General features: G+C 60.3%; 18 protein-coding genes. 9 read left to right on the top strand and 9 right to left on the bottom strand.

Annotation, left to right across the window (positions count from 1 at the left end):
* On the bottom strand, nucleotides 1-1,160 hold a 1,160-nt coding region (locus NDJ10_RS03810; RefSeq protein WP_296159799.1), incomplete at its 3' end, for a glutamate-5-semialdehyde dehydrogenase.
* Nucleotides 1,161-1,166: 6 nt separating this feature from the next.
* A complete protein-coding gene (locus tag NDJ10_RS03805) occupies nucleotides 1,167-1,724 on the bottom strand; it encodes a CBS domain-containing protein (protein ID WP_296159798.1) in 558 nt (185 codons plus the stop codon).
* A 237-nt stretch (nucleotides 1,725-1,961) separates the two neighbouring features.
* Between NDJ10_RS03805 and NDJ10_RS03800 the strand changes: the two genes are divergently transcribed.
* The 3 genes from NDJ10_RS03800 to NDJ10_RS03790 all read left to right on the top strand — a co-directional run bounded on the left by NDJ10_RS03800 (nucleotide 1,962) and on the right by NDJ10_RS03790 (nucleotide 5,440).
* Nucleotides 1,962-2,921 (top strand): TAXI family TRAP transporter solute-binding subunit, encoded by a 960-nt coding sequence (locus tag NDJ10_RS03800; RefSeq protein ID WP_296159797.1) that lies wholly within the window; start codon nucleotides 1,962-1,964, stop codon nucleotides 2,919-2,921.
* Between the two features lie 67 nt (nucleotides 2,922-2,988).
* The gene (locus tag NDJ10_RS03795) at nucleotides 2,989-5,004 is read left to right on the top strand and encodes a TRAP transporter permease (RefSeq protein WP_296159796.1); all 2,016 of its coding nucleotides are present in this window, start codon (nucleotides 2,989-2,991) and stop codon (nucleotides 5,002-5,004) included.
* A gap of 19 nt (nucleotides 5,005-5,023) precedes the next feature.
* Nucleotides 5,024-5,440, top strand: a complete 417-nt coding sequence (locus NDJ10_RS03790) for a DUF1850 domain-containing protein (RefSeq protein WP_296159794.1) — start codon at nucleotides 5,024-5,026, stop codon at nucleotides 5,438-5,440.
* A gap of 12 nt (nucleotides 5,441-5,452) precedes the next feature.
* Here NDJ10_RS03790 and hemW read toward each other — a convergent pair whose 3' ends face one another.
* The 5 genes from hemW to NDJ10_RS03765 form a co-directional block, all read right to left on the bottom strand.
* Nucleotides 5,453-6,694 (bottom strand): radical SAM family heme chaperone HemW, encoded by a 1,242-nt coding sequence (hemW, locus tag NDJ10_RS03785; RefSeq protein ID WP_296159793.1) that lies wholly within the window; start codon nucleotides 6,692-6,694, stop codon nucleotides 5,453-5,455.
* Between the two features lie 320 nt (nucleotides 6,695-7,014).
* Nucleotides 7,015-7,614, bottom strand: a complete 600-nt coding sequence (gene rdgB, locus NDJ10_RS03780; protein ID WP_296159792.1) for an RdgB/HAM1 family non-canonical purine NTP pyrophosphatase — start codon at nucleotides 7,612-7,614, stop codon at nucleotides 7,015-7,017.
* A complete protein-coding gene (rph, locus tag NDJ10_RS03775) occupies nucleotides 7,611-8,351 on the bottom strand; it encodes a ribonuclease PH (RefSeq protein ID WP_296159791.1) in 741 nt (246 codons plus the stop codon). The genes rdgB and rph overlap by 4 nt, the downstream gene beginning before the upstream one ends.
* A gap of 9 nt (nucleotides 8,352-8,360) precedes the next feature.
* A complete protein-coding gene (locus tag NDJ10_RS03770) occupies nucleotides 8,361-9,119 on the bottom strand; it encodes a PP2C family serine/threonine-protein phosphatase (RefSeq protein WP_296159790.1) in 759 nt (252 codons plus the stop codon).
* Entirely contained in the window at nucleotides 9,119-10,123 is a 1,005-nt protein-coding gene (locus NDJ10_RS03765) for a serine/threonine-protein kinase (RefSeq protein ID WP_296159789.1), read from the bottom strand. The genes NDJ10_RS03770 and NDJ10_RS03765 overlap by 1 nt, the downstream gene beginning before the upstream one ends.
* 79 nt (nucleotides 10,124-10,202) lie before the next feature.
* On the opposite strand from NDJ10_RS03765, the gene NDJ10_RS03760 reads away from it, so the two are divergent.
* The 6 genes from NDJ10_RS03760 (at nucleotide 10,203) to NDJ10_RS03735 (ending at nucleotide 15,647) form a co-directional block, all read left to right on the top strand.
* Nucleotides 10,203-11,117 (top strand): YicC/YloC family endoribonuclease, encoded by a 915-nt coding sequence (locus NDJ10_RS03760; protein ID WP_296159788.1) that lies wholly within the window; start codon nucleotides 10,203-10,205, stop codon nucleotides 11,115-11,117.
* Nucleotides 11,118-11,152: 35 nt separating this feature from the next.
* A complete protein-coding gene (gene gmk / locus NDJ10_RS03755) occupies nucleotides 11,153-11,773 on the top strand; it encodes a guanylate kinase (RefSeq protein ID WP_296159824.1) in 621 nt (206 codons plus the stop codon).
* A gap of 28 nt (nucleotides 11,774-11,801) precedes the next feature.
* The gene (gene rpoZ, locus NDJ10_RS03750; protein WP_296159786.1) at nucleotides 11,802-12,005 is read left to right on the top strand and encodes a DNA-directed RNA polymerase subunit omega; all 204 of its coding nucleotides are present in this window, start codon (nucleotides 11,802-11,804) and stop codon (nucleotides 12,003-12,005) included.
* Nucleotides 12,006-12,099: 94 nt separating this feature from the next.
* The gene (locus NDJ10_RS03745) at nucleotides 12,100-14,370 is read left to right on the top strand and encodes a bifunctional (p)ppGpp synthetase/guanosine-3',5'-bis(diphosphate) 3'-pyrophosphohydrolase (protein WP_296159785.1); all 2,271 of its coding nucleotides are present in this window, start codon (nucleotides 12,100-12,102) and stop codon (nucleotides 14,368-14,370) included.
* A gap of 111 nt (nucleotides 14,371-14,481) precedes the next feature.
* Nucleotides 14,482-15,207, top strand: a complete 726-nt coding sequence (locus tag NDJ10_RS03740; protein WP_296159784.1) for a TerC family protein — start codon at nucleotides 14,482-14,484, stop codon at nucleotides 15,205-15,207.
* Between the two features lie 11 nt (nucleotides 15,208-15,218).
* Nucleotides 15,219-15,647, top strand: a complete 429-nt coding sequence (locus tag NDJ10_RS03735) for a universal stress protein (protein ID WP_296159783.1) — start codon at nucleotides 15,219-15,221, stop codon at nucleotides 15,645-15,647.
* A gap of 10 nt (nucleotides 15,648-15,657) precedes the next feature.
* On the opposite strand, the gene NDJ10_RS03730 is transcribed toward NDJ10_RS03735, so the two are convergent.
* Together NDJ10_RS03730 and glmS are read right to left on the bottom strand one after the other, a co-directional pair.
* Nucleotides 15,658-16,128, bottom strand: a complete 471-nt coding sequence (locus NDJ10_RS03730) for a hypothetical protein (protein WP_296159782.1) — start codon at nucleotides 16,126-16,128, stop codon at nucleotides 15,658-15,660.
* 255 nt (nucleotides 16,129-16,383) lie between these two features.
* Nucleotides 16,384-18,252, bottom strand: a complete 1,869-nt coding sequence (glmS, locus tag NDJ10_RS03725; RefSeq protein ID WP_296159781.1) for a glutamine--fructose-6-phosphate transaminase (isomerizing) — start codon at nucleotides 18,250-18,252, stop codon at nucleotides 16,384-16,386.
* Between the last annotated feature and the right edge of the window lie 129 nt (nucleotides 18,253-18,381).

Raw genomic sequence — 18,381 nt, 5'->3', positions numbered from 1 at the left:
TCAAAACCATCGGCAAAGCGGGTGCTGGTGTTGACCATCACACTGGCCGAATCGACTTCGCGCAGGAACTGTTGCGCGTGCATGTGGTCACGCGTCAGGATGGCATCGGTGTGGTGGCTGGAGTACTGGTTGATGTGGGCAATGGCTTCATCGACGCCGGCCACGACCTTGATGCTGATGATGGGCGCCAGGTACTCCTCATACCAATCGGCCTCTGAAGCGGGCTGCAGGGCCATGGCTTGCGGGCCGGCCTGCAGCAGTGCCAGCGCCTCGGGGTCGCAGCGCATCTCGACGCCCTTGGCCGCATAAATGGCGCCGATCAACGGCAAAAATGCTGCGGCCACGCCGCGTGCCACCAGCAGACTCTCGGTGGCATTGCACGGGCTGTATTTGCTGGTCTTGGCGTTGTCGGCCACGGTGACGGCCATGGCCAGGTCGCAGGGGTCATCGACATAGGTGTGGCAATTACCGTCGAGGTGCTTGATGACCGGCACTTTGGCGTCGCGGCTGATGCGCTCAATCAACCCCTTGCCGCCGCGCGGAATGATCACATCCACATACTGTGGCATGGTGATGAGTTCCCCCACCACGGCGCGGTCGGTGGTTTGCACCAGTTGCACGGCGTTGGCAGGCAGGCCGTTCTCGGTCAAGGCTTGCTGCACCAGCCGGGCCAGTGCCCGGTTGGAGTCGATGGCCTCCGAGCCGCCGCGCAAGATGCAGGCGTTGCCGCTTTTGATGCTCAGGCTGGCAGCCTCGATGGTGACGTTGGGGCGGCTCTCGAAGATCATGCCAAAAACGCCGATGGGTACGCGCATTTGTCCCACGCGGATGCCGCTGGGCTGCTGGCGTAGTGCGGTGATTTCGCCAATGATGTCGGCCATGGCGGCCAGCTGCTCGCAGCCCTGGGCGCAGGTTTCGATCACCTGGGGGGTCAGTTTGAGCCGGTCCACCATGGGCGCTGCCAGGCCTGCGGACACAGCGCGTTCCAGGTCCCTGGCGTTGTCGGTTTGTAGCGTGTCCACATTGGCGCGCAGCAGTTTGGCGAGGCTGCGCAGCGCGGCATTTCTGGTCGCTGCGGGTGCTTTTGCCATGAGCGCAGAAGCCTGCTTGGCCTGCCAACCCAGGGTCTGGGTGTCGGTGATTTGATGTTGTGTTGTCATGGGGTGTTAGGGTTGTGGCATCGCCTCCGGCAGCGGCCGGCCCAACTGCCGCTCCAACTGGGTGAGGGAGATGACGCCGCGAATGCGGGCCGGGCCTTGCACAGTGGCTGCTTGCACCACCAGCAAATGGCTGTGTTTGAGTTTTTTGAAGGTGGCAATCACCTGGCCCACGGTGCTTGATTTCAATTCATCGTAGTCGAGCGCATCCAGCGCTGAAAGCGCCGTCATGACGTCGGCCACAGACAGGTCCTGACGCCTGAGATGGCGGTCGTTGATCTGCTGCATCGGCTTTTCGCCACCCAGGTCGGCGAACGTGATGAGACCATCCACACAGGGAAAATTGCTCACGACAAAGAGCGAGCGTACGCCTTGGTGGATCATGGCCTGCTCGGCCCTGTCCAGCGACGTGTGCGGATCAATCGTGGCCGCCTTCATGCTGGCCAGGTCGGTCATCACCTCAATGCCGGGCGATTGCTCAGTCACCGTGCCTTGCACCTTAGGCTGGGCTTGCGGAATGCAGGTGTTCTTCGGTAACCGGAAGGTTGACAGGGCAGTGGCGTGCATGGCAGGTCTCCTGAGGATGGTGGGCTGAGGGTGGCGGTAACTCCGCGAAGCGGCAATCAAGCTGTCGTCCAGGTCTGGAATCGTACTTGATTTGGCCAACGGGTGTGCCGTATCCCAGGCCAACAAAATAATCCAGCTTACCGGGGGAAAACACCAGCACACATGGTGAGCGAATTCGCCAATAATAAGCACACACTGAACATTCATCCACAGCTCAATTACCGGAGATTGAATCCCATGCGACTGATCAAAAAAATTGCCATCACCTTGAGTCTGGGCGCAGCCCTCGTCAGCAGCGCTGCGTTGGCACAGCAGCAACAGTTCATCAATGTGCTCACCGGCGGCCAAAGCGGCGTGTATTACCCGCTGGGCGTGGCGCTGTCGCAAATCTACGCCAAGGCCATCCCCAACGTCCGCTCGACGGCGCAGGTCACCAAAGCCTCAGCGGAAAACCTCAACCTGCTGCAAGCTGGCCGCGGTGAGTTGGCGCTGGCGCTGGCTGACTCGGTGTCGGACGCCTGGAAGGGTGATGAAGAAGCGGGCTTCAAGACCAAGCTGGACAAGCTGCGCGGCCTGTCGGCCACCTACAACAACTACATCCAGATCGTGGCCAATGCCGACTCCGGCATCAAGACCGTGGCCGACCTCAAGGGCAAGCGCATTTCCGTGGGCGCGGCCAAATCGGGCACCGAGCTCAATGCCCGCGCCATTCTGAAAGCCGCCGGCCTTTCCTATGCTGACCTCGGCAAGGTCGAGTACCTGCCTTTTGGCGAGTCGGTCGAACTCATGAAAAACCGTCAGCTCGACGCCACCCTGCAATCCGCGGGTCTGGGCGTGGCCTCGATCCGCGACCTCGCCACTGCGATCAAGATTGTGGTGGTGCCGGTGCCCGCTGACGTGGTGGCCAAGGTGGGTGACGCGGCCTACCAGCCAGCCATCATTCCGGCCAACACCTACGCCGGCCAGACTGCTGACGTCGCCACTGCCGCCATCCCCAACTTTCTGGTGACCCATTCGGGCGTGTCCGATGAGCTGGCCTACCAGATGGCCAAGGCCATGTACGACAACATCGACACCCTGTATGCGGCCCACAATGCGGCCAAGGCCATCAAGCGCGAGAATGCCATCAAGGGCATGCCAGTGCCGCTGCACCCTGGTGCGGCCAGGTACTACAAGGAAGTGGGCCTGATCAAGTAAGTGCCTGTCCTGACGGTTGCGGCCCCACTGCTGGGGCCGTTTTTGTTTCAATTTCCGCGAGATGCCCATGAGTCACGACCACGAACCTCAAATCAGGACCATGAGCCTGGCCATTTTCTGGGTGGCCTTGCTGTTTTCCAGTTTTCAGCTCATCACCGCCGCGTTCAGTCCGCTGTCGAGCCAGGTGGTGCGCGCGGTGCATGTGGGCTTTGTGGTGTTGCTGATCTATGCGCTTTTCCCGCCCTTTGAGTACAGTGAGCGCCATGCTGCCAAGGGGCGCATCCTGGGTTGGTTGCTGGGCCTTACCGGTTTTGTCTTCAGCTTGTACCACTGGCTGTTCGAGGCCGATCTGACCCAGCGTGCCGGTGAACTCATTCCCCTGGATTGGGTGATTGGGGTGGTCACGGTGGCCCTGGTGTTTGAAGCGGCCCGGCGCGTCATGGGTTGGGGGCTTCCCATCATTTGCGGCATTTTTCTTCTTTATGGCCTGTTTGGCCAGTACCTGCCCGGCAACCTGGCGCATCGCGGCTTTGGTGTCGACCAGATCATCAGCACGCTCGGTTTCGGTACCGAGGGCATTTACGGCACGCCCACCTATGTGTCGTCGAGCTACATTTTCCTGTTCATTCTGTTCGGCGCTTTTCTGGAGCAGGCCGGCATGATCAACCTGTTCAACGACTTCGCCATGGGCATGGTCGGTCACACCCGCGGCGGACCAGCCAAGGTGTCGGTGATCTCGTCGGGCCTGATGGGCACCATCAACGGCTCGGGTGTGGCCAATGTGGTTACCACCGGCCAGTTCACTATTCCGTTGATGAAGCGTTTTGGCTACAGCCCGGCCTTTGCCGGTGGCGTCGAGGCCACGTCGAGCATGGGCGGCCAGATCATGCCGCCGGTGATGGGGGCGGTGGCCTTCATCATGGCCGAAACCATCAACGTGCCTTACGTGGCGATCGTCAAGGCGGCGCTGATTCCGGCCATTTTGTACTTTGTCACGGCCTTCTGGATGGTGCACCTCGAAGCGGGTCGCAAGGGGCTCAACGGACTGCCCAAAGACCAGTGCCCCAACCCCTGGACGGCAGTGCGCCTGCGCTGGTACCTGCTGTTGCCGCTGGTGGGCCTGGTGGTGTTGCTGTTCTCGGGCTACACGCCGCTGTTTTCCGGCACCGTGGGTCTGGCGCTCACGGTGGTGCTCATTTTTGGCGCCGCCGTCATGACCGGTGTCTCGTCGCTGGCCTTGCGCGGTCTGTTCTGGGCGCTGCTGGGGCTGGCTTGTGCCGGTTTCTTCCAGTTTGGCGTGGGCACCTTTTTTGTCCTGGTGGCGCTGCTGGTGGCCTTGACACTGATCCGGCGCGTGGGCGACGACGCACGCAAGCTGGCCATCCAGGCCATGGTCGATGGTGCCCGCCATGCGCTGCCGGTAGCGATTGCCTGCGCGCTGGTGGGCGTCATCATCGGCATGATCAACCTGACCGGGGTGGCCGCCGAGCTCGGTGGGCGCATCATTGCCGTGGGCGAGGAAAGCCTGTTTCTGGCGCTGCTGCTGACCATGCTGATCTGCCTGGTGTTGGGCATGGGCATTCCCACCATTCCCAACTACATCATCACCAGCTCGCTGGCCGCGCCGGTGCTGCTCAAGCTGGGCGTGCCACTGCTGGTTTCGCACATGTTCGTTTTTTACTTCGGCATCATGGCCGACCTGACGCCTCCGGTGGCGCTGGCCGCGTTTGCGGCGGCACCGATTGCCGGCACCAGTGGGTTGAAGATCAGTATCCAGGCACTGCGGGTGGCTATTGCGGGCTTCATCGTGCCTTTCATGGCGGTCTACAGCCCGGCGCTGATGCTGCAGACTGGCGACTGGCTCGACACGACCTGGATCGTCTTCAAGGCACTGGTGGCAATTGCCATGTGGGGCGCTGGGGCCATCGGCTTTTTGATCACGCGGCTCAACCTGGTGGAGCGCGCGGTGGCCATAGCGTCGGCCAGCCTGCTGGTGGTGGCCTTTCCCTTGACTGATGAGCTGGGCCTGGGTCTGATCGCCATTTTTGTTGCCTGGCACGTCTGGCGCAGCCGTGCCCACTGAGCCCTTGGCTGTCTGATCCATGGTCTCACTGGGTATCTGCCTGAGCCTGGTGGCTGGGTTGCAGGGCGGCTCGATGGTGTTTGTGCCCGTGACCGAATTCACGCTGGCCTGGACCCATTCGATTGAAAAAGTGCGCTGGGAAGAAGACTATGTGGTGCAGCTTGATGCAGCGGGTGCGCAGGCGGTGCTGCACGCTGTGCAAGCCCGGGTTCGCGGCTCCGCCGCCGGCATGGAGCCACCGTCTGGTGCCGTGTTGCGCCAGGGCTGGTACCACTACGTGCCGGCAATCCAGACCCCGCCCGAGCTGCGTCTGACCCGTTCGGAGTTCACGCCCGATTACGTGGTGTGTGTGCAGGGCCGCTGCCAGTCCATGGCCGACTGGATGATTTCCGACGGTGGCATTACGCTGCTCAAGGCCTGCCGCAAGCCTGAATAAGCAGGCGCTGGCTTAGCGCGTAGCGGGCAAAAACAGCGCTTGCAGGTCGTTCAAAAAATCAAAGCCGCGCGTACTGGGCTGGACGTGGTTGCCGTCCACGGTGAGCAATCCTTGCGTTTGCGCCTGCTGCAAGCCGGTTTGCAACGCCGACAGCGGCATGCCGGTGCGCTCGGCAAACAGGGGCAACTCGAACCCACCCGCCAGCCGCAGCGCGTTGAGCATGAACTCGAACGGCAATTCGGACCGCTTGACGTCGCTGTCCTGCACCACGCACTGCCCAGCCAGTGCCTGGCTCATGTAAAGCGCGGGGTTGCGCGCGCGCACCTGGCGCACCACCCGGTGCGCAAAGCTGAGTTTGCTGTGGGCTCCGGCGCCGATGCCCAGGTAGTCGCCAAACTGCCAGTAGTTCAGGTTGTGCACGCTGGCGTGGCCGGGCAGGGCGTAGGCCGAAACCTCGTAGCGCTGCAGGCCAGCCGCCCCGGTCAGGTCGGTGATCAGGTCGAGCATGTCGGCGGCCAGATCGTCCTCCACGGCGGGCGGTGGGAACTTGGCAAAGTAGGTGTTGGGCTCGATGGTGAGGTGGTAGATCGACAGGTGCCGGGGTGCCAGCGCCAGCGCGGTGCTGACATCGGCGCGCAACTGCGCGAGCGTCTGGCCGGGCAGGGCGTACATCAGGTCGAGGTTGAAGGTGTCAAAGGTTTGCGCTGCTTCTTCGACCGCCGCGATGGCCTGGTCGCGGTCATGGACCCGGCCCAGTGCGCGCAAAAAATCGTCGTTGAAGCTCTGCACGCCCACCGACAGGCGGGTGACGCCGGCGGCCCGGTAAGCCTTGAAGCGGTCTTTCTCGAAGGTGCCGGGATTGGCTTCGAGCGTGATTTCGGCGTTGGCCGCCAACCGGACCCGGGCCCGGATGCCGGCCAGCAGCTGGTCGATGGCTTGCGGCGAAAACAGGCTCGGTGTGCCGCCGCCCATGAAGACGGTTTGCACGCTGCGGCCCCAAATGAGCGGCAGCGCGGCTTCGAGGTCGGCCATCAGCGCGTCGATGTAGGCTTGTTCGGGCAGATCGGTGGCGCGCATTTCATGCGAGTTGAAGTCGCAATAGGGGCATTTTTTGAGGCACCAGGGCAGGTGCACATACAGTGACAAGGGCGGCAAGCTGCCCAGTTGCAGCGTGCCGGGGCGCATGTAGTGCTGGATGTCGCGCGGTCTGGTTGCCAGTTCTTGTGATGAGTTTTCAGGCTGGATCGGGATCATGGGGTCGCTTCAAGATGGTAGGGTTCAGGGTGTTTGGCGTGCGTGCCGCGCAGCAGCCCGATGGGGCGACCGCCTCATACTGGGGTACCAGAAATCGGCGATCACCCCATCGGGCTGCTGCTCTGACAGGGCGGAGCGCTTGCAAAAGCCTTTTGGAGTCCAGCAGCCAAAATAACAAATGGCGACCGATGTTTCTGATCGAGCATCTAGCGAGGTAGGCCCTTTGGGGGGCTGACGATTTCTGGTACCCCAGTATGAGGAAGCCGCCCAAAGGGCCTGCCTCGCGGGTTTGGTTGCACAGGTTTCTGGCGTTTGGCCTTTCACAACCAGCGCTCACGCATCAAAGCCACCATCGCCGCCGCAGCGCGTCCTCTGTGGCTGTGGGCGTTTTTGATTTCGACCGGCAGTTGGGCAAAGGTTTTGCCAAACTCGGGGATAAACATCACCGGGTCAAAGCCAAAGCCATTGCTACCCATGGGCTCAGGGGCAATTTCGCCCACCACGCGGCCTACCGCCACCAGGGGTTCCGGGTCGTCGGCCGAGCGCAGCGCCACCAGCGTGCTGACCATCGCTGCGCGCCGGTTAGTGATGCCCTGCATTTGCTCCAGCAACGCGCGCACGTTGTTGTTGTCGCTCTTGGGGTAGCCGAATTGGGTTGCATAAAAAGCGGTTTGCACGCCCGGCAGGCCGCCAAAGGCGTCGACACACAGGCCGGCATCGTCGGCCACGGCGGGCAGGCCGCTGTGGCGGGCGGCATGGCGTGCCTTGGTCAGCGCGTTCTCAATGAAGGTGTGAAACGGCTCGGGCGCTTCCGGAATGCCCAGGCTGCCTTGTGATATCAGCTCAAAACCCAGCGGCGCAAACATGGCGTGCAATTCGGCCAGTTTGCCGGCGTTGTTGGAGGCCAGAACGATTTTCATACAGGTGATGGGCGGGCGAGAGCGGTGCGTTGAATTTGTACCAGTTCACGGATGCCCTGGTCGGCCAACGCCAGCAGCGCATCCATTTCCATGCGGCTGAAGGCGGCACCTTCGGCCGTGCCCTGGACCTCTACATAGTGGCCGGATCCGGTCATGACCACGTTCATGTCGGTGTCGCAGGCCGAGTCTTCGGTGTATTCCAGGTCGAGCAGCGGCGTGCCTTGCACGATGCCGACCGAGATGGCGGCCACATGGTCGCGAACGGGGGAGAGGCGCAGTTTGCCTTGCGACAACAGGCCGTTGACGGCGTCTTGCGCCGCCACAAAGGCGCCGGTGATGGCCGCGGTACGGGTGCCACCGTCGGCCTGGATGACGTCACAATCCAGGTGCAGGGTGCGCTCGCCCAGCAGTGCCAGGTCAAACACCGAGCGCAGGGAGCGGCCAATCAGGCGCTGGATTTCCTGGGTGCGCCCGCTCTGCTTGCCGCGTGCGGCCTCGCGGTCGCTGCGGCTGTGGGTGGCGCGCGGCAGCATGCCGTATTCGGCGGTGACCCAGCCCTGGCCGGAGCCTTTTTGGTGGGGCGGCACCTTGTCGAGCACCGAGGCATTGCACAGCACCTTGGTGTGGCCAAATTCCACCAGTACCGAGCCTTCGGCATGTCGGGTGTAGTGGCGGGTGAGGCTGATCGGTCGCAGGGCGTTGGCGGGGCGCGCCCCTGCTCTTGAAAATTCGGTCATGTCAGTGTTTCATTGGGTTGATGTTGACGTGTCGGGTGTCAGCCAGTTGAGGGCAAGACAGGTCACGTTGTCGCTGTGATCTCCAGCCTGTTGCAGCGCCTTCTCAACCAGCGCCGGAACCGAGATTTCCACCGGGTTTCGACCCAGTTCAGTCACGATGTCCTGCTCGGGCAGGCTTGCCCACAAGCCATCGGAGCAAAGCATGAGGGTGTCGTCCTGCCGCAAGTCCAGTGGTTGGGTCACGCTGAAGACCGGCCTGACGGGAGAACCCAGGCAGGTAAACAGCACGTTGCGGTTGGTATCCATGGGCGCTGCGCTTGTCGTGCCGTGCGGGCGACGGCTCCGTTCGGCAAAAGAATGGTCCTGGGTACGGGTCAGCAGTTGTTGTTGTCGCACCAGATAGAGCCGCGAGTCGCCACAATGGGCCCAGCGCACCTGGCCCGACTGGATCACCGCCATCACGAGGGTCGTGCGCGGCGCGTCCGGCATGGCATGTTCTGCGGCGTAGTTCAGGATTTGGTTATGCGCCGCCATCATGGCCAGCTCCAGGAAATGAGCCAGGTCGTCCAGGCTGGGTTGTGCCAATTTTTGAAACAGACGGGCCACTGTTTCCATGGCCAGGCGCGCAGCCACTTCTCCCGCGGGGTGCCCGCCCATGCCATCTGCCAGCATCAACACCACACAGTCGCTGGTGTAGCTGTAACCCATGCGGTCCTCGTTGTTCTTTCTCCCGCCCTGGCGACTGACCTGGAAAACTGAAAATCGCATCAGGTTTTTTTACCGACGTCTGTCGATTTAAGAACATTTTTTTTGGTGCTTTCGAGCATGCTGCCGAGTTGCTGCTTGACCTTGTCACCCACTGTGAGCTGGGTATAGCGGCGGGCACCTGCGCGGTTCAATTCCTTTTGCAGGGCAAACACAGACTGTGGCCGTTCCAGGGGGTCCAGTGCCATGCACCATTGCACGATCTCTACCAGATCGTCTGAATAAATACCACGGAAACGTTTCAGGGTCTGCGCGGCCTTGTCTTCGGTCACGCGTTGTGGCGCTTCGCTGGGAGGAAAGCCGTGCATGCAGGCAAACATGCAGGCGCCAATGGCGTAAATGTCGGTCCAGGGCCCCATGGTGGTGTCGCGCCGGTACATTTCGGGGGCCGCAAAGCCCGGGGTGTACATGGGGCGAATGAAGTTGCCTTCTTTGGACAGGACTTCGCGTGCCGCGCCAAAGTCGATCAACACGGACCGGTTGTCGTCGGTAATGAATATATTGGCGGGCTTGATGTCCAGATGCAGCATTTTGTGCTGGTGGACAATGCGCAGGCCGCGCAGGATTTCATCAAACAGCGAGCGAATCGTGGATTCGCGAAAGACCTTGTCGTTTTTGAGATCCCGTGCCACCACAATGAAGTCCTGCAGGCTGGCACCTTCGAGAAATTCTGTCACCAGGTAAACGGTTTCGTTTTCCCTGAAAAAATTCAGCACGCTGACCACTGAAGGGTGGGAAATCTGCGCCAGTGAGCGTCCCTCTTCAAAGAAACTTTTCAGGCCCAGCCGATACAGCGACAGCTTGTCTGGAGCTATTTGCGGTGCCAGCAAACCTGGTTCGCGGGTGACCAGCGAAGGCGGCAGGTATTCCTTGATGGCAACCATTTGTTGATCTGCGCCGGCCGCCAGGTAAACCACGCCAAATCCACCTGCGGCAAGCCGGCGCACCACCCGGTAGCCACCAATCAGGGTGCCAGGCGGTAGCGGGAATGGTTTGGATTTGGACATGTCGTCAATGAGGCAGGGTTCGGTTTTTGCTGGAACCGGATGTTATTCTTGAGACCACCTAACACCACAGATGATTGATATGCCAGTTTACAGCATGACAGCTTATGCCAGCGGCCAGCACAGCAGTGCCGCCACCCCGCCCACGGCCGAAAGTACAACGTCGTCAGCCACCCGTCTGGGTCTTGAAATCCGCTCGGTCAACAGCCGGTATCTGGATCTGACATTCAAGTTGTCGGAAGAGTTGCGCAGCTTTGAGCCCGCTTTGCGCGAGTTGCTGGTACGCCGCCTTAAGCGCGGCAAGGTCGAGGTGCGCGCCGCGCTGGAAAGCAGCGGTACCAACCTGGTTGCCGAGCCGTCGTTACGACTGCTACAGCGACTCAACACAGTCCAGGAAAGCGTCAAAACCTGGTTGCCACAAGCCAACCCCTTGAGCGTGGCTGATGTGCTTCGCCTGACGGCGGGCGCCACGGTGAGCGAACACGATTGGCAGGCCGACCTGCTGGCCCTGGCCGAGCAGGTGCTGCAGTCGCTGCTGGCAGCGCGAGAGCGCGAAGGCGCCCGGCTGGTGCTGATGCTGCAGGACCGCATGGCGCAATTGCGCAGTCTGGCGGCGCAGGCCGGACCGTTGGTGCCGCAATTGGTGGCGCAACAACGACAGCGTTTTCTGGACCGTTGGCGTGATGCCTTGGGCCTGGTCGAGGGCGCCTTGCCCGAAGCCGCGCAGGATCGGGCGCTCGCTGAAGCGACTGCATTCGCCATCCGCATCGATGTTGCTGAAGAGCTGACACGGCTGAACTCTCACCTCGATGAACTCGACCGGCTGCTGGCCAAAGGCGGCGAAGCTGGCAAACGGCTCGATTTTCTGATTCAGGAACTGCACCGCGAAGCCAACACGCTCGGCTCCAAATCGGCCGCACTGGAGCTCACGCATATTTCGGTAGATATGAAGGTGCTGATCGAGCAGATGCGCGAGCAGGTACAAAACATAGAATAAGCCCCATTGTCGTTTTTGATAAGAGCCCCGTTGTGATCGACTACCCCGGAAATTTGTTTGTTGTGGCCGCTCCGAGCGGCGCTGGCAAGTCCAGTCTGGTGAATGCATTGCTGGAACTGGATGCACTGGTGCGGCCTTCGGTGTCGCACACCACGCGCGCGCCGCGCGGCCAGGAAAAGCACGGCCGCGAATACTTTTTTGTTTCCGAGCCCGAGTTCGATGCGATGGTGCAGGGCAATGCATTTGTCGAGTGGGCGCATGTGCACAACCATCGCTACGGTACGTCGAAAAAAGCCATCGAGGAGCGCATTGCGCAAGGCTCGGATGTGATTCTGGAAATTGACTACCAGGGGGCCCTGCAGATCAAGAAGATTTTTGCCAACGCCGTCACGATTTTCATTTTGCCGCCCAGTTGGGACGAGCTGAGATCGCGCCTGGAGCGCCGTGGCGAAGACGCGCCTGAAGTGATTGACACCCGGCTCGAAAATGCCGCCGCCGAGATGGCGCAGGTGTCGCAATTCGACTTCGTTATAATCAACGAGTTATTTGATCGCGCCGTGTTTGATCTGAAATCCATTGTGCATGCACAGCGACTCAAGTATCTGGCGCAGCGCCGTGCCAGAGCAGACACCTTTAAAGCACTGCATATCGCCTAGTGCACACCCACCTGGTTTAGGAGAATTCATGGCCCGTATCACTGTCGAAGACTGCCTTTTGCAGATTCCCAACCGTTTTCAGCTGGTGTTGGCGGCATCTTACCGCGCTCGCATGCTCAGCCATGGCCACACCGCCAAGGTCGAGAGCAAGAACAAGCCTGGCGTGACGGCCCTGCGTGAAATCGCAGCCGGCAAGGTCGGCATCGAAATGCTGAAAAAAGTACCTTTGTAAAGCACGCTTTCCTCACTCCTATAAAAAGGCACCGCTTGCGGTGCTTTTTTGTTGGTGCTGTCCAAATCCGCATCCGGCGCGCTATATTCATGGCATGTGCGCCGCCATCAACAAGACTCCGTCAGATTCCACCCATGGTGCGCCCCTGCCCAAGGTGTTGAGCGCTGCCGAGTCGAATGCGGCGGCGGCCAGTTTTGCGCGCCTGACCAGCAAGCTCGATTACCTCAGTGCCAGCGACCTGGCCAGTGTCAGGTCGGCCTACCGGTTTTCAGACGAAGCTCACCTGGGGCAGTTGCGCAACAGCGGTGAGCCTTACATTACCCACCCGATTGCGGTGGCGGCGCAATGTGCCGAATGGAAACTGGACGCCCAGGCCCTGATGGCGGCCCTGTTGCACGATTCCCTGGAAGACTGCGACGTCACCAAGCCCGATCTGATCGAGCATTTTGGCTCGCCGGTGGCCGAGTTGGTGGACGGCCTCACCAAGCTCGAAAAACTGCAATTCAACACACGCGAAGAAAATCAGGCCGAGTCATTTCGCAAAATGCTGCTGGCCATGGCGCGTGATGTGCGTGTGATTTTGATCAAGCTGGCTGATCGCACCCACAACATGCGCACCCTGTCTGACGCCCCACGCGCCAAGTGGGGACGAATTGCCGCGGAAACACTCGAGGTGTATGCGCCGATCGCCCACCGGCTCGGGCTCAATCAAACCTATCGGGAATTGCAGGACCTGTCGTTTCGCTACCTGCGACCCTGGCGCTACGCTATTTTGAGCAAGGCGGTGGCCAAGGCCCGGGGGCGACGTCGGGATCTGATTCAGAAAGTACAGGCCGACCTGGAGGCCATGTTTGCCCGTCATGGCATGGCTGCCCGAATCGCGGGCCGGGAAAAGACCCTGTATTCCATCTATCACAAGATGACAGAAAAAAACCTGAGCTTTGCCCAAGTCACCGACATCTATGGTTTCCGGGTCATTGTGCCGGGACTGATTGATTGCTACACCGCACTTGGGTTGTTGCACCAACTCTACAAACCAGTGCCTGGCAAGTTCAAGGACCATATTGCGATCAGCAAGATCAACGGCTACCAGTCCCTGCACACCACCCTGGTGGGGCCGTCCGGCATCAATGTCGAGTTTCAGCTGCGCACCGAAGCCATGCATCTGGTGGCTGAAACCGGTGTTGCCGCGCACTGGCTGTACAAGGAAAGTCCCAACGAGGCCAATGCCAACCCTGACCGGCTGGGCTCGAAATGGCTTCAGTCACTGCTTGATATTGGCGATGAAACCCACGACGCTGCCGAGTTCTGGGAGCATGTCAAGGTGGACCTGTTTCCTGATGCGGTGTATGTCTTTACCCCGAAAAGCCGCATCATGGCGATGCCGCGTGGTGCCACCGTGGTTGATTTCGCCTATGCCATTCACAGCAACGTGGGCGATCATGCCGTCGCGGCCAAAGTCAACAATGAGCAGGTGCCGCTGCGCACGGAACTGCAAAACGGGGATGTGATCGAAATCATCACCGCAGAAGGCTCTTACCCCAATCCGGCCTGGCTGGGTTTTGTGCGCACAGCGCGGGCACGTTCCAAAATCCGCCAGCATCTGCGCACGCTGGCACAGGACGACTCCCAAAACCTGGGGGAAAAAATGCTGGCGCAAGCGTTGCGTGCCGAAGGCATTGAGCACCTGCCCGGCGAGCAGGGCCCGACGGCGGATGTCTGGGACAAGTTATTGCGCTTCAGCGGTAATCGCACCCGTTCTGACTTGTTGGTCGAAATTGGCCTGGGCCGGCGTATTGCCAGCATTGTGGCCAAGCGCCTTGCCAAGTTGTTGTCGGATGTCGGTCAAAAACCCGATCCCCTGTTGCTCACGCGTGAGCGTTATACCGCTGGCGACTCGCTGGCTCAGGGCAGTGTGGCCATTGACGGCAGCGAGAACACCTCGGTGCGCTTTGCCGCCTGCTGTCGTCCCATTCCAGGCGATGCCATTGTTGGTTACCTGGGCCGGGGTGAGGGTCTGACCATTCATGACCGGGATTGCCAGGTCGCCGTCAAGCTCAAAAACAAGGACAGTGAGCGCTTCATTGCGGTGGAGTGGTCTGATGAACCCGTGCGCGCCTTTGAGACCGGCATTGTGGTCACGGTCAATAATGGCAAAGGCGTGCTCGCCAAGGTGGCTGCTGCCCTGGCTGTCGCGGAGGTTGACATCACCCAGGTCAACATGGCCGACGAGTCTCCGCAAGGTGCCATCGATATGAAATTCATCATTACCGTGCGTGATATCCATCAGCTGGATAACGCACTGCGCAATTTGCGCCATACCCCGATGGTGCTCAAGGCGCAAAGAAGCAAGAATCACCCTTGACCGGGCGGTCCCCGCCCTGACGCCATGCTGGATGGCCACCATCACGCCAAAGTACGTCGAGGCAGCTGTGAAAGATTGAGTAACATCGGGTTTTGAAATACGATCTTCACCATGCCTGACATCAGCTCCTCCCTGTTCTGGATCGCCGTGCTCCAGATCATCGCCATCGACATCATGCTCGGTGGCGACAACGCCGTGGTCATTGCCCTGGCCTGCCGCAAACTGCCACCCGAGCAGCGCAAGAAGGGTATCTTCTGGGGCGTGGTGGGCGCCATCGGCCTGCGCGTGGTGATGATTTTCTTTGCCCTGCAACTGCTGGCGCTGCCCTACCTCAAGATCGTTGGTGCGCTGCTGCTGCTATGGATCGGCATCAAGCTGCTGCTGCCCGAGCATGACGACGAACATGGCAATATCGACGGTGGCACCACGCTGATGGCGGCCATCAAGACCATTGTCGTGGCCGACGCCGTGATGAGTCTGGACAACGTCATTGCCGTTGCCGGCGCCTCGCACGGCTCGATGGTGCTGGTCACCTTCGGTATCCTGGTGTCCATCCCGATCGTGGTCTGGGGCAGCAAGCTGGTACTGACCCTGATGGACCGCTTCCCCGTGGTGATCACGCTCGGTGCGGCGCTGCTGGGCTGGATTGCCGGCGGCATGCTGCGGACCGACCCGGCCATGCCGACCGCGCTGATGGCAGGCATCCCGTACCCCAATTATGTTTTCTCAAGCATAGGAGCGCTGCTGGTGGTGATCGTCGGCAAATGGCTGGGCAGTCGCAGCAAACCCGGCAAGGCACTGGAACTGTCTTCCGAGTCCTCCAACCCGAAAAACTGAGGAACACCGCAATGAACACAGCCTGGCTGATCGCCCTCGACGGCTCCGAACCCTCTCTCAAGACCATTGACTATGTGATCACCGAGGCCGTCAGCCGGGTGAACAGGCCCAAACTTTTTCTGGTCAATGTGCAGGCACCGCTCTCAAGCGACATCACCCGCTTCATTGACGAAAAAGTGGTTGCAGATTTCCATCGCGAAACGGGCGAAGCGGCGCTGGCGCAAGCCAGGCAAAAACTTGACGCAGCCGGCCTGGCCTATTCAGCCCACATCATGATCGGGGAGGCCGCCCCGACCCTCGTCGAGGTGGCCAAGGACAAAGGATGCAGCCTGATCGTCATGGGCGCCCATGGCTTTGGCAGTGTGGTGGGCCTGTTCATGGGCTCGGTCACCACCAAGGTGGTGCAGTTGTCCACGGTGCCGGTGCTGGTCGTCAAGTGATTCCGTCCCTTCAATTCACGACGACTTTTCGCACCGCAACCTCGATTCGGTCATAGTTGACACATCCTTCCCTATGCACGGGTGAAACCACCATTTCAAACATGGGGCGGCTGCCGGGATAGGCATTGCTGACGGGATGGGTCAGGTCACGGAACGACTGTTTGCCGCCACTGAAAAAATTGAAGTCGATAACCGTTTGCCGACTTAAAACCTGATTTGAATCATTGTTGAGCGTTCCTGTGATGAAGGCGTAGCAACTGATGCCATTGATCGACGAGATCTTGCGCTCTATCTGGTAATCGACGCTGACACCCGCGCCTAATTCGACATGGTGTTTTTCCAGTTTCAAGGTGGGTGTAGGAGTCGGCAAGACGGGCGAAGCAGGAGGCGCTGAAGGCTTGATGGCGCAACCGCCCAGCGTCATGATGAGCAGCACGAGGCTTGTCCATTCCTTGAGGAATGAGGAAAGGTAATATTTCATGGCAGGGTTGATGCCTCTGTAGGAATCTTGAAATGATGCCTGTTGTCAAATGAAGTGAGTCAATAAAGTCCGTCGAAGGCCCCGATTTTTAACATTAACGGAAAGCTCGAAAAATCAGGCTAATTGCCGCCCGTGCAGATCAAGTCGATGTCTCCAAGCTCTTCGCCGAAGTTTGATATACCAATCGCTTGTTCCTGCTGTGACTCAAATCTATATCATTTTGAAGTCATCCGTCAAAATTACTCACTAACTGAACTACTCCACTGTGACGGACTTCGCCAGATTACGTGGTTTATCCACATCGGTGCCGCGTGCGCAGGCGGTGTGGTAGGCCAGCAATTGCAGCGGCACCACGTGCAGCATGGGCGAGAGTTCGCCGTAGTGCTCGGGCATGCGGATCACATGCAGGCCTTCGCCGCTGGCAATGTGCGAATCGGCGTCGGCCAGCACATACAGCACGCCGCCACGGGCGCGCACCTCGTGCATGTTGCTTTTGAGTTTTTCCAGCAGCGCGTCGTTGGGTGCCACGGTGACCACCGGCATGGCGCTGGTGACCAGTGCCAGCGGGCCGTGCTTGAGCTCGCCGGCGGGGTAGGCCTCGGCGTGGATGTAGCTGATTTCCTTGAGTTTGAGAGCGCCTTCAAGGGCTATCGGGTAATGCAGGCCGCGACCCAGGAACAATGCGTTTTCCATCTTGGCAAAGTCCTGTGCCCAGGCGATGACTTGAGGTTCCAGTGCCAGCACGGCCTGCAGCGCGGCGGGCAGGTGGCGCATGGCCTTGAGGTGGCGCGCTTCCTCGGCTTCGCTGAGCAAACCGCGCGCTTGTGCCAGCGCCAGCGTCAGCAAAAACAGGCCGGCCAACTGGGCGGTAAAGGCCTTGGTGGAGGCCACGCCAATTTCCACGCCGGCGCGGGTGATATAGGCCAGTTCGCATTCGCGCACCATGGCGCTGGTGGCTACGTTGCAAATGGTCAGGGTGTGCGTCATGCCCTGGCTCTGCGCGTGGCGCAGCGCGGCCAGTGTGTCGGCGGTTTCGCCCGACTGGGTGATCGTGACAATGAGCGTGCGCGGATTGGGCACCGAGTCGCGGTAGCGGTATTCACTGGCCACTTCGACCTGGGTCGGGATCTTGGCGATGCTTTCCAGCCAGTACTTGGCGGTACAGCCGCTGTAATAGCTGGTGCCGCAGGCCAGGATCAGCACCGAGTCGATGTCCTTGAAGACCCGGGCCGCGCTGGTACTCGCGCCGTCAAACAGCTCCGGCATGATGCTGGTGATGCCCTCCAGGGTGTCGGCAATGGCGCGTGGCTGCTCGAAAATTTCCTTTTGCATGTAGTGGCGGTAGGGGCCCAGCTCGGCCGCGCCGCTGTGCGCATGCACCGTTTTGACCGGACGCTGGGCCTGGGTCAGGGGCTTGAAGGTTTTGTCCACCAGCCAGTACTTGCCCAGCTGGATGTCGGCCACGTCCCCTTCTTCGAGGTAAACGATCTGGCTGGTGACGCCGGCCAGGGCCATGGCATCGCTGGCCAGGTAATGTGCTTGTGCGTCGGCCCCGATGCCCAGGATCAGCGGTGAACCGGCGCGGGCGCCAATCAGGCGATGCGGCTCGTCCTTGCAGAACACGGCAATGGCATAGGCCCCCCGGAGCGATGCCAGTGCAGTTTTGACGGCTTCAAACAGATCGCCGTCGTACAGGCTGTCGATCAGGTGGGCGATGACCTCGGTGTCGGTCTGACTCTGGAACACGTAGCCCTTGGCCTGCAAGGCGGCACGCAGTTCGTCATGGTTCTCGATGATGCCGTTGTGCACCAGTGCAATGCGCCCTGGCCGGTTGACTGCGTCAATGCCTGGCCCGTGGCTGAAGTGGGGGTGCGCGTTGTGCACGGCGGGTGCGCCGTGGGTGGCCCAGCGCGTGTGGGCAATGCCGGTGGTGCCTTGCAGATGGGTGGTGTTGATTTGCGCCATCAGCTCCGAGACGCGCGCCGTGCTGCGTGCGCGCTGCAAGCCATTGGCGTACACCGCGACGCCACAGGAGTCATAACCCCGGTATTCCAGTCGGGCCAAGCCCTGCACCAGCACAGGGACGATGTTTTGATCGGATACGGCGCCAACAATGCCACACATAGACTGCTCCAGAAGTAAGTTTGCCAATGGTACAAGTGCTGTAGAGAAATATTTAATCAAAAATCATAGATAAATTGCTATTAATTTCTTAATTTATTTTTTATGAATTTTATTTTCATAAAAAATTTA

This window comes from Rhodoferax sp., assembly GCF_023700745.1.
Classification (GTDB): Bacteria; Pseudomonadota; Gammaproteobacteria; order Burkholderiales; family Burkholderiaceae_C; genus Rhodoferax.
This window is presented reverse-complemented; position numbering and strand designations above follow the sequence as displayed.

What these genes read in the sequence shown, in the direction of transcription:
- NDJ10_RS03770 (WP_296159790.1), bottom strand. Translation starts at nt 9,119, where the DNA reads ATGCGATTTTCAGTTTTCCAGGTCAGTCGCCAGGGCGGGAGAAAGAAC.
- rdgB (WP_296159792.1), bottom strand. Translation starts at nt 7,614, where the DNA reads ATGAAAATCGTTCTGGCCTCCAACAACGCCGGCAAACTGGCCGAATTG.
- rpoZ (WP_296159786.1), top strand. Translation starts at nt 11,802, where the DNA reads ATGGCCCGTATCACTGTCGAAGACTGCCTTTTGCAGATTCCCAACCGT.
- NDJ10_RS03790 (WP_296159794.1), top strand. Translation starts at nt 5,024, where the DNA reads ATGGTCTCACTGGGTATCTGCCTGAGCCTGGTGGCTGGGTTGCAGGGC.
- NDJ10_RS03740 (WP_296159784.1), top strand. Translation starts at nt 14,482, where the DNA reads ATGCCTGACATCAGCTCCTCCCTGTTCTGGATCGCCGTGCTCCAGATC.
- NDJ10_RS03800 (WP_296159797.1), top strand. Translation starts at nt 1,962, where the DNA reads ATGCGACTGATCAAAAAAATTGCCATCACCTTGAGTCTGGGCGCAGCC.
- NDJ10_RS03730 (WP_296159782.1), bottom strand. Translation starts at nt 16,128, where the DNA reads ATGAAATATTACCTTTCCTCATTCCTCAAGGAATGGACAAGCCTCGTG.
- hemW (WP_296159793.1), bottom strand. Translation starts at nt 6,694, where the DNA reads ATGATCCCGATCCAGCCTGAAAACTCATCACAAGAACTGGCAACCAGA.
- NDJ10_RS03805 (WP_296159798.1), bottom strand. Translation starts at nt 1,724, where the DNA reads ATGCACGCCACTGCCCTGTCAACCTTCCGGTTACCGAAGAACACCTGC.
- NDJ10_RS03745 (WP_296159785.1), top strand. Translation starts at nt 12,100, where the DNA reads ATGTGCGCCGCCATCAACAAGACTCCGTCAGATTCCACCCATGGTGCG.
- NDJ10_RS03795 (WP_296159796.1), top strand. Translation starts at nt 2,989, where the DNA reads ATGAGTCACGACCACGAACCTCAAATCAGGACCATGAGCCTGGCCATT.
- NDJ10_RS03735 (WP_296159783.1), top strand. Translation starts at nt 15,219, where the DNA reads ATGAACACAGCCTGGCTGATCGCCCTCGACGGCTCCGAACCCTCTCTC.
- rph (WP_296159791.1), bottom strand. Translation starts at nt 8,351, where the DNA reads ATGACCGAATTTTCAAGAGCAGGGGCGCGCCCCGCCAACGCCCTGCGA.
- NDJ10_RS03760 (WP_296159788.1), top strand. Translation starts at nt 10,203, where the DNA reads ATGCCAGTTTACAGCATGACAGCTTATGCCAGCGGCCAGCACAGCAGT.
- NDJ10_RS03765 (WP_296159789.1), bottom strand. Translation starts at nt 10,123, where the DNA reads ATGTCCAAATCCAAACCATTCCCGCTACCGCCTGGCACCCTGATTGGT.
- glmS (WP_296159781.1), bottom strand. Translation starts at nt 18,252, where the DNA reads ATGTGTGGCATTGTTGGCGCCGTATCCGATCAAAACATCGTCCCTGTG.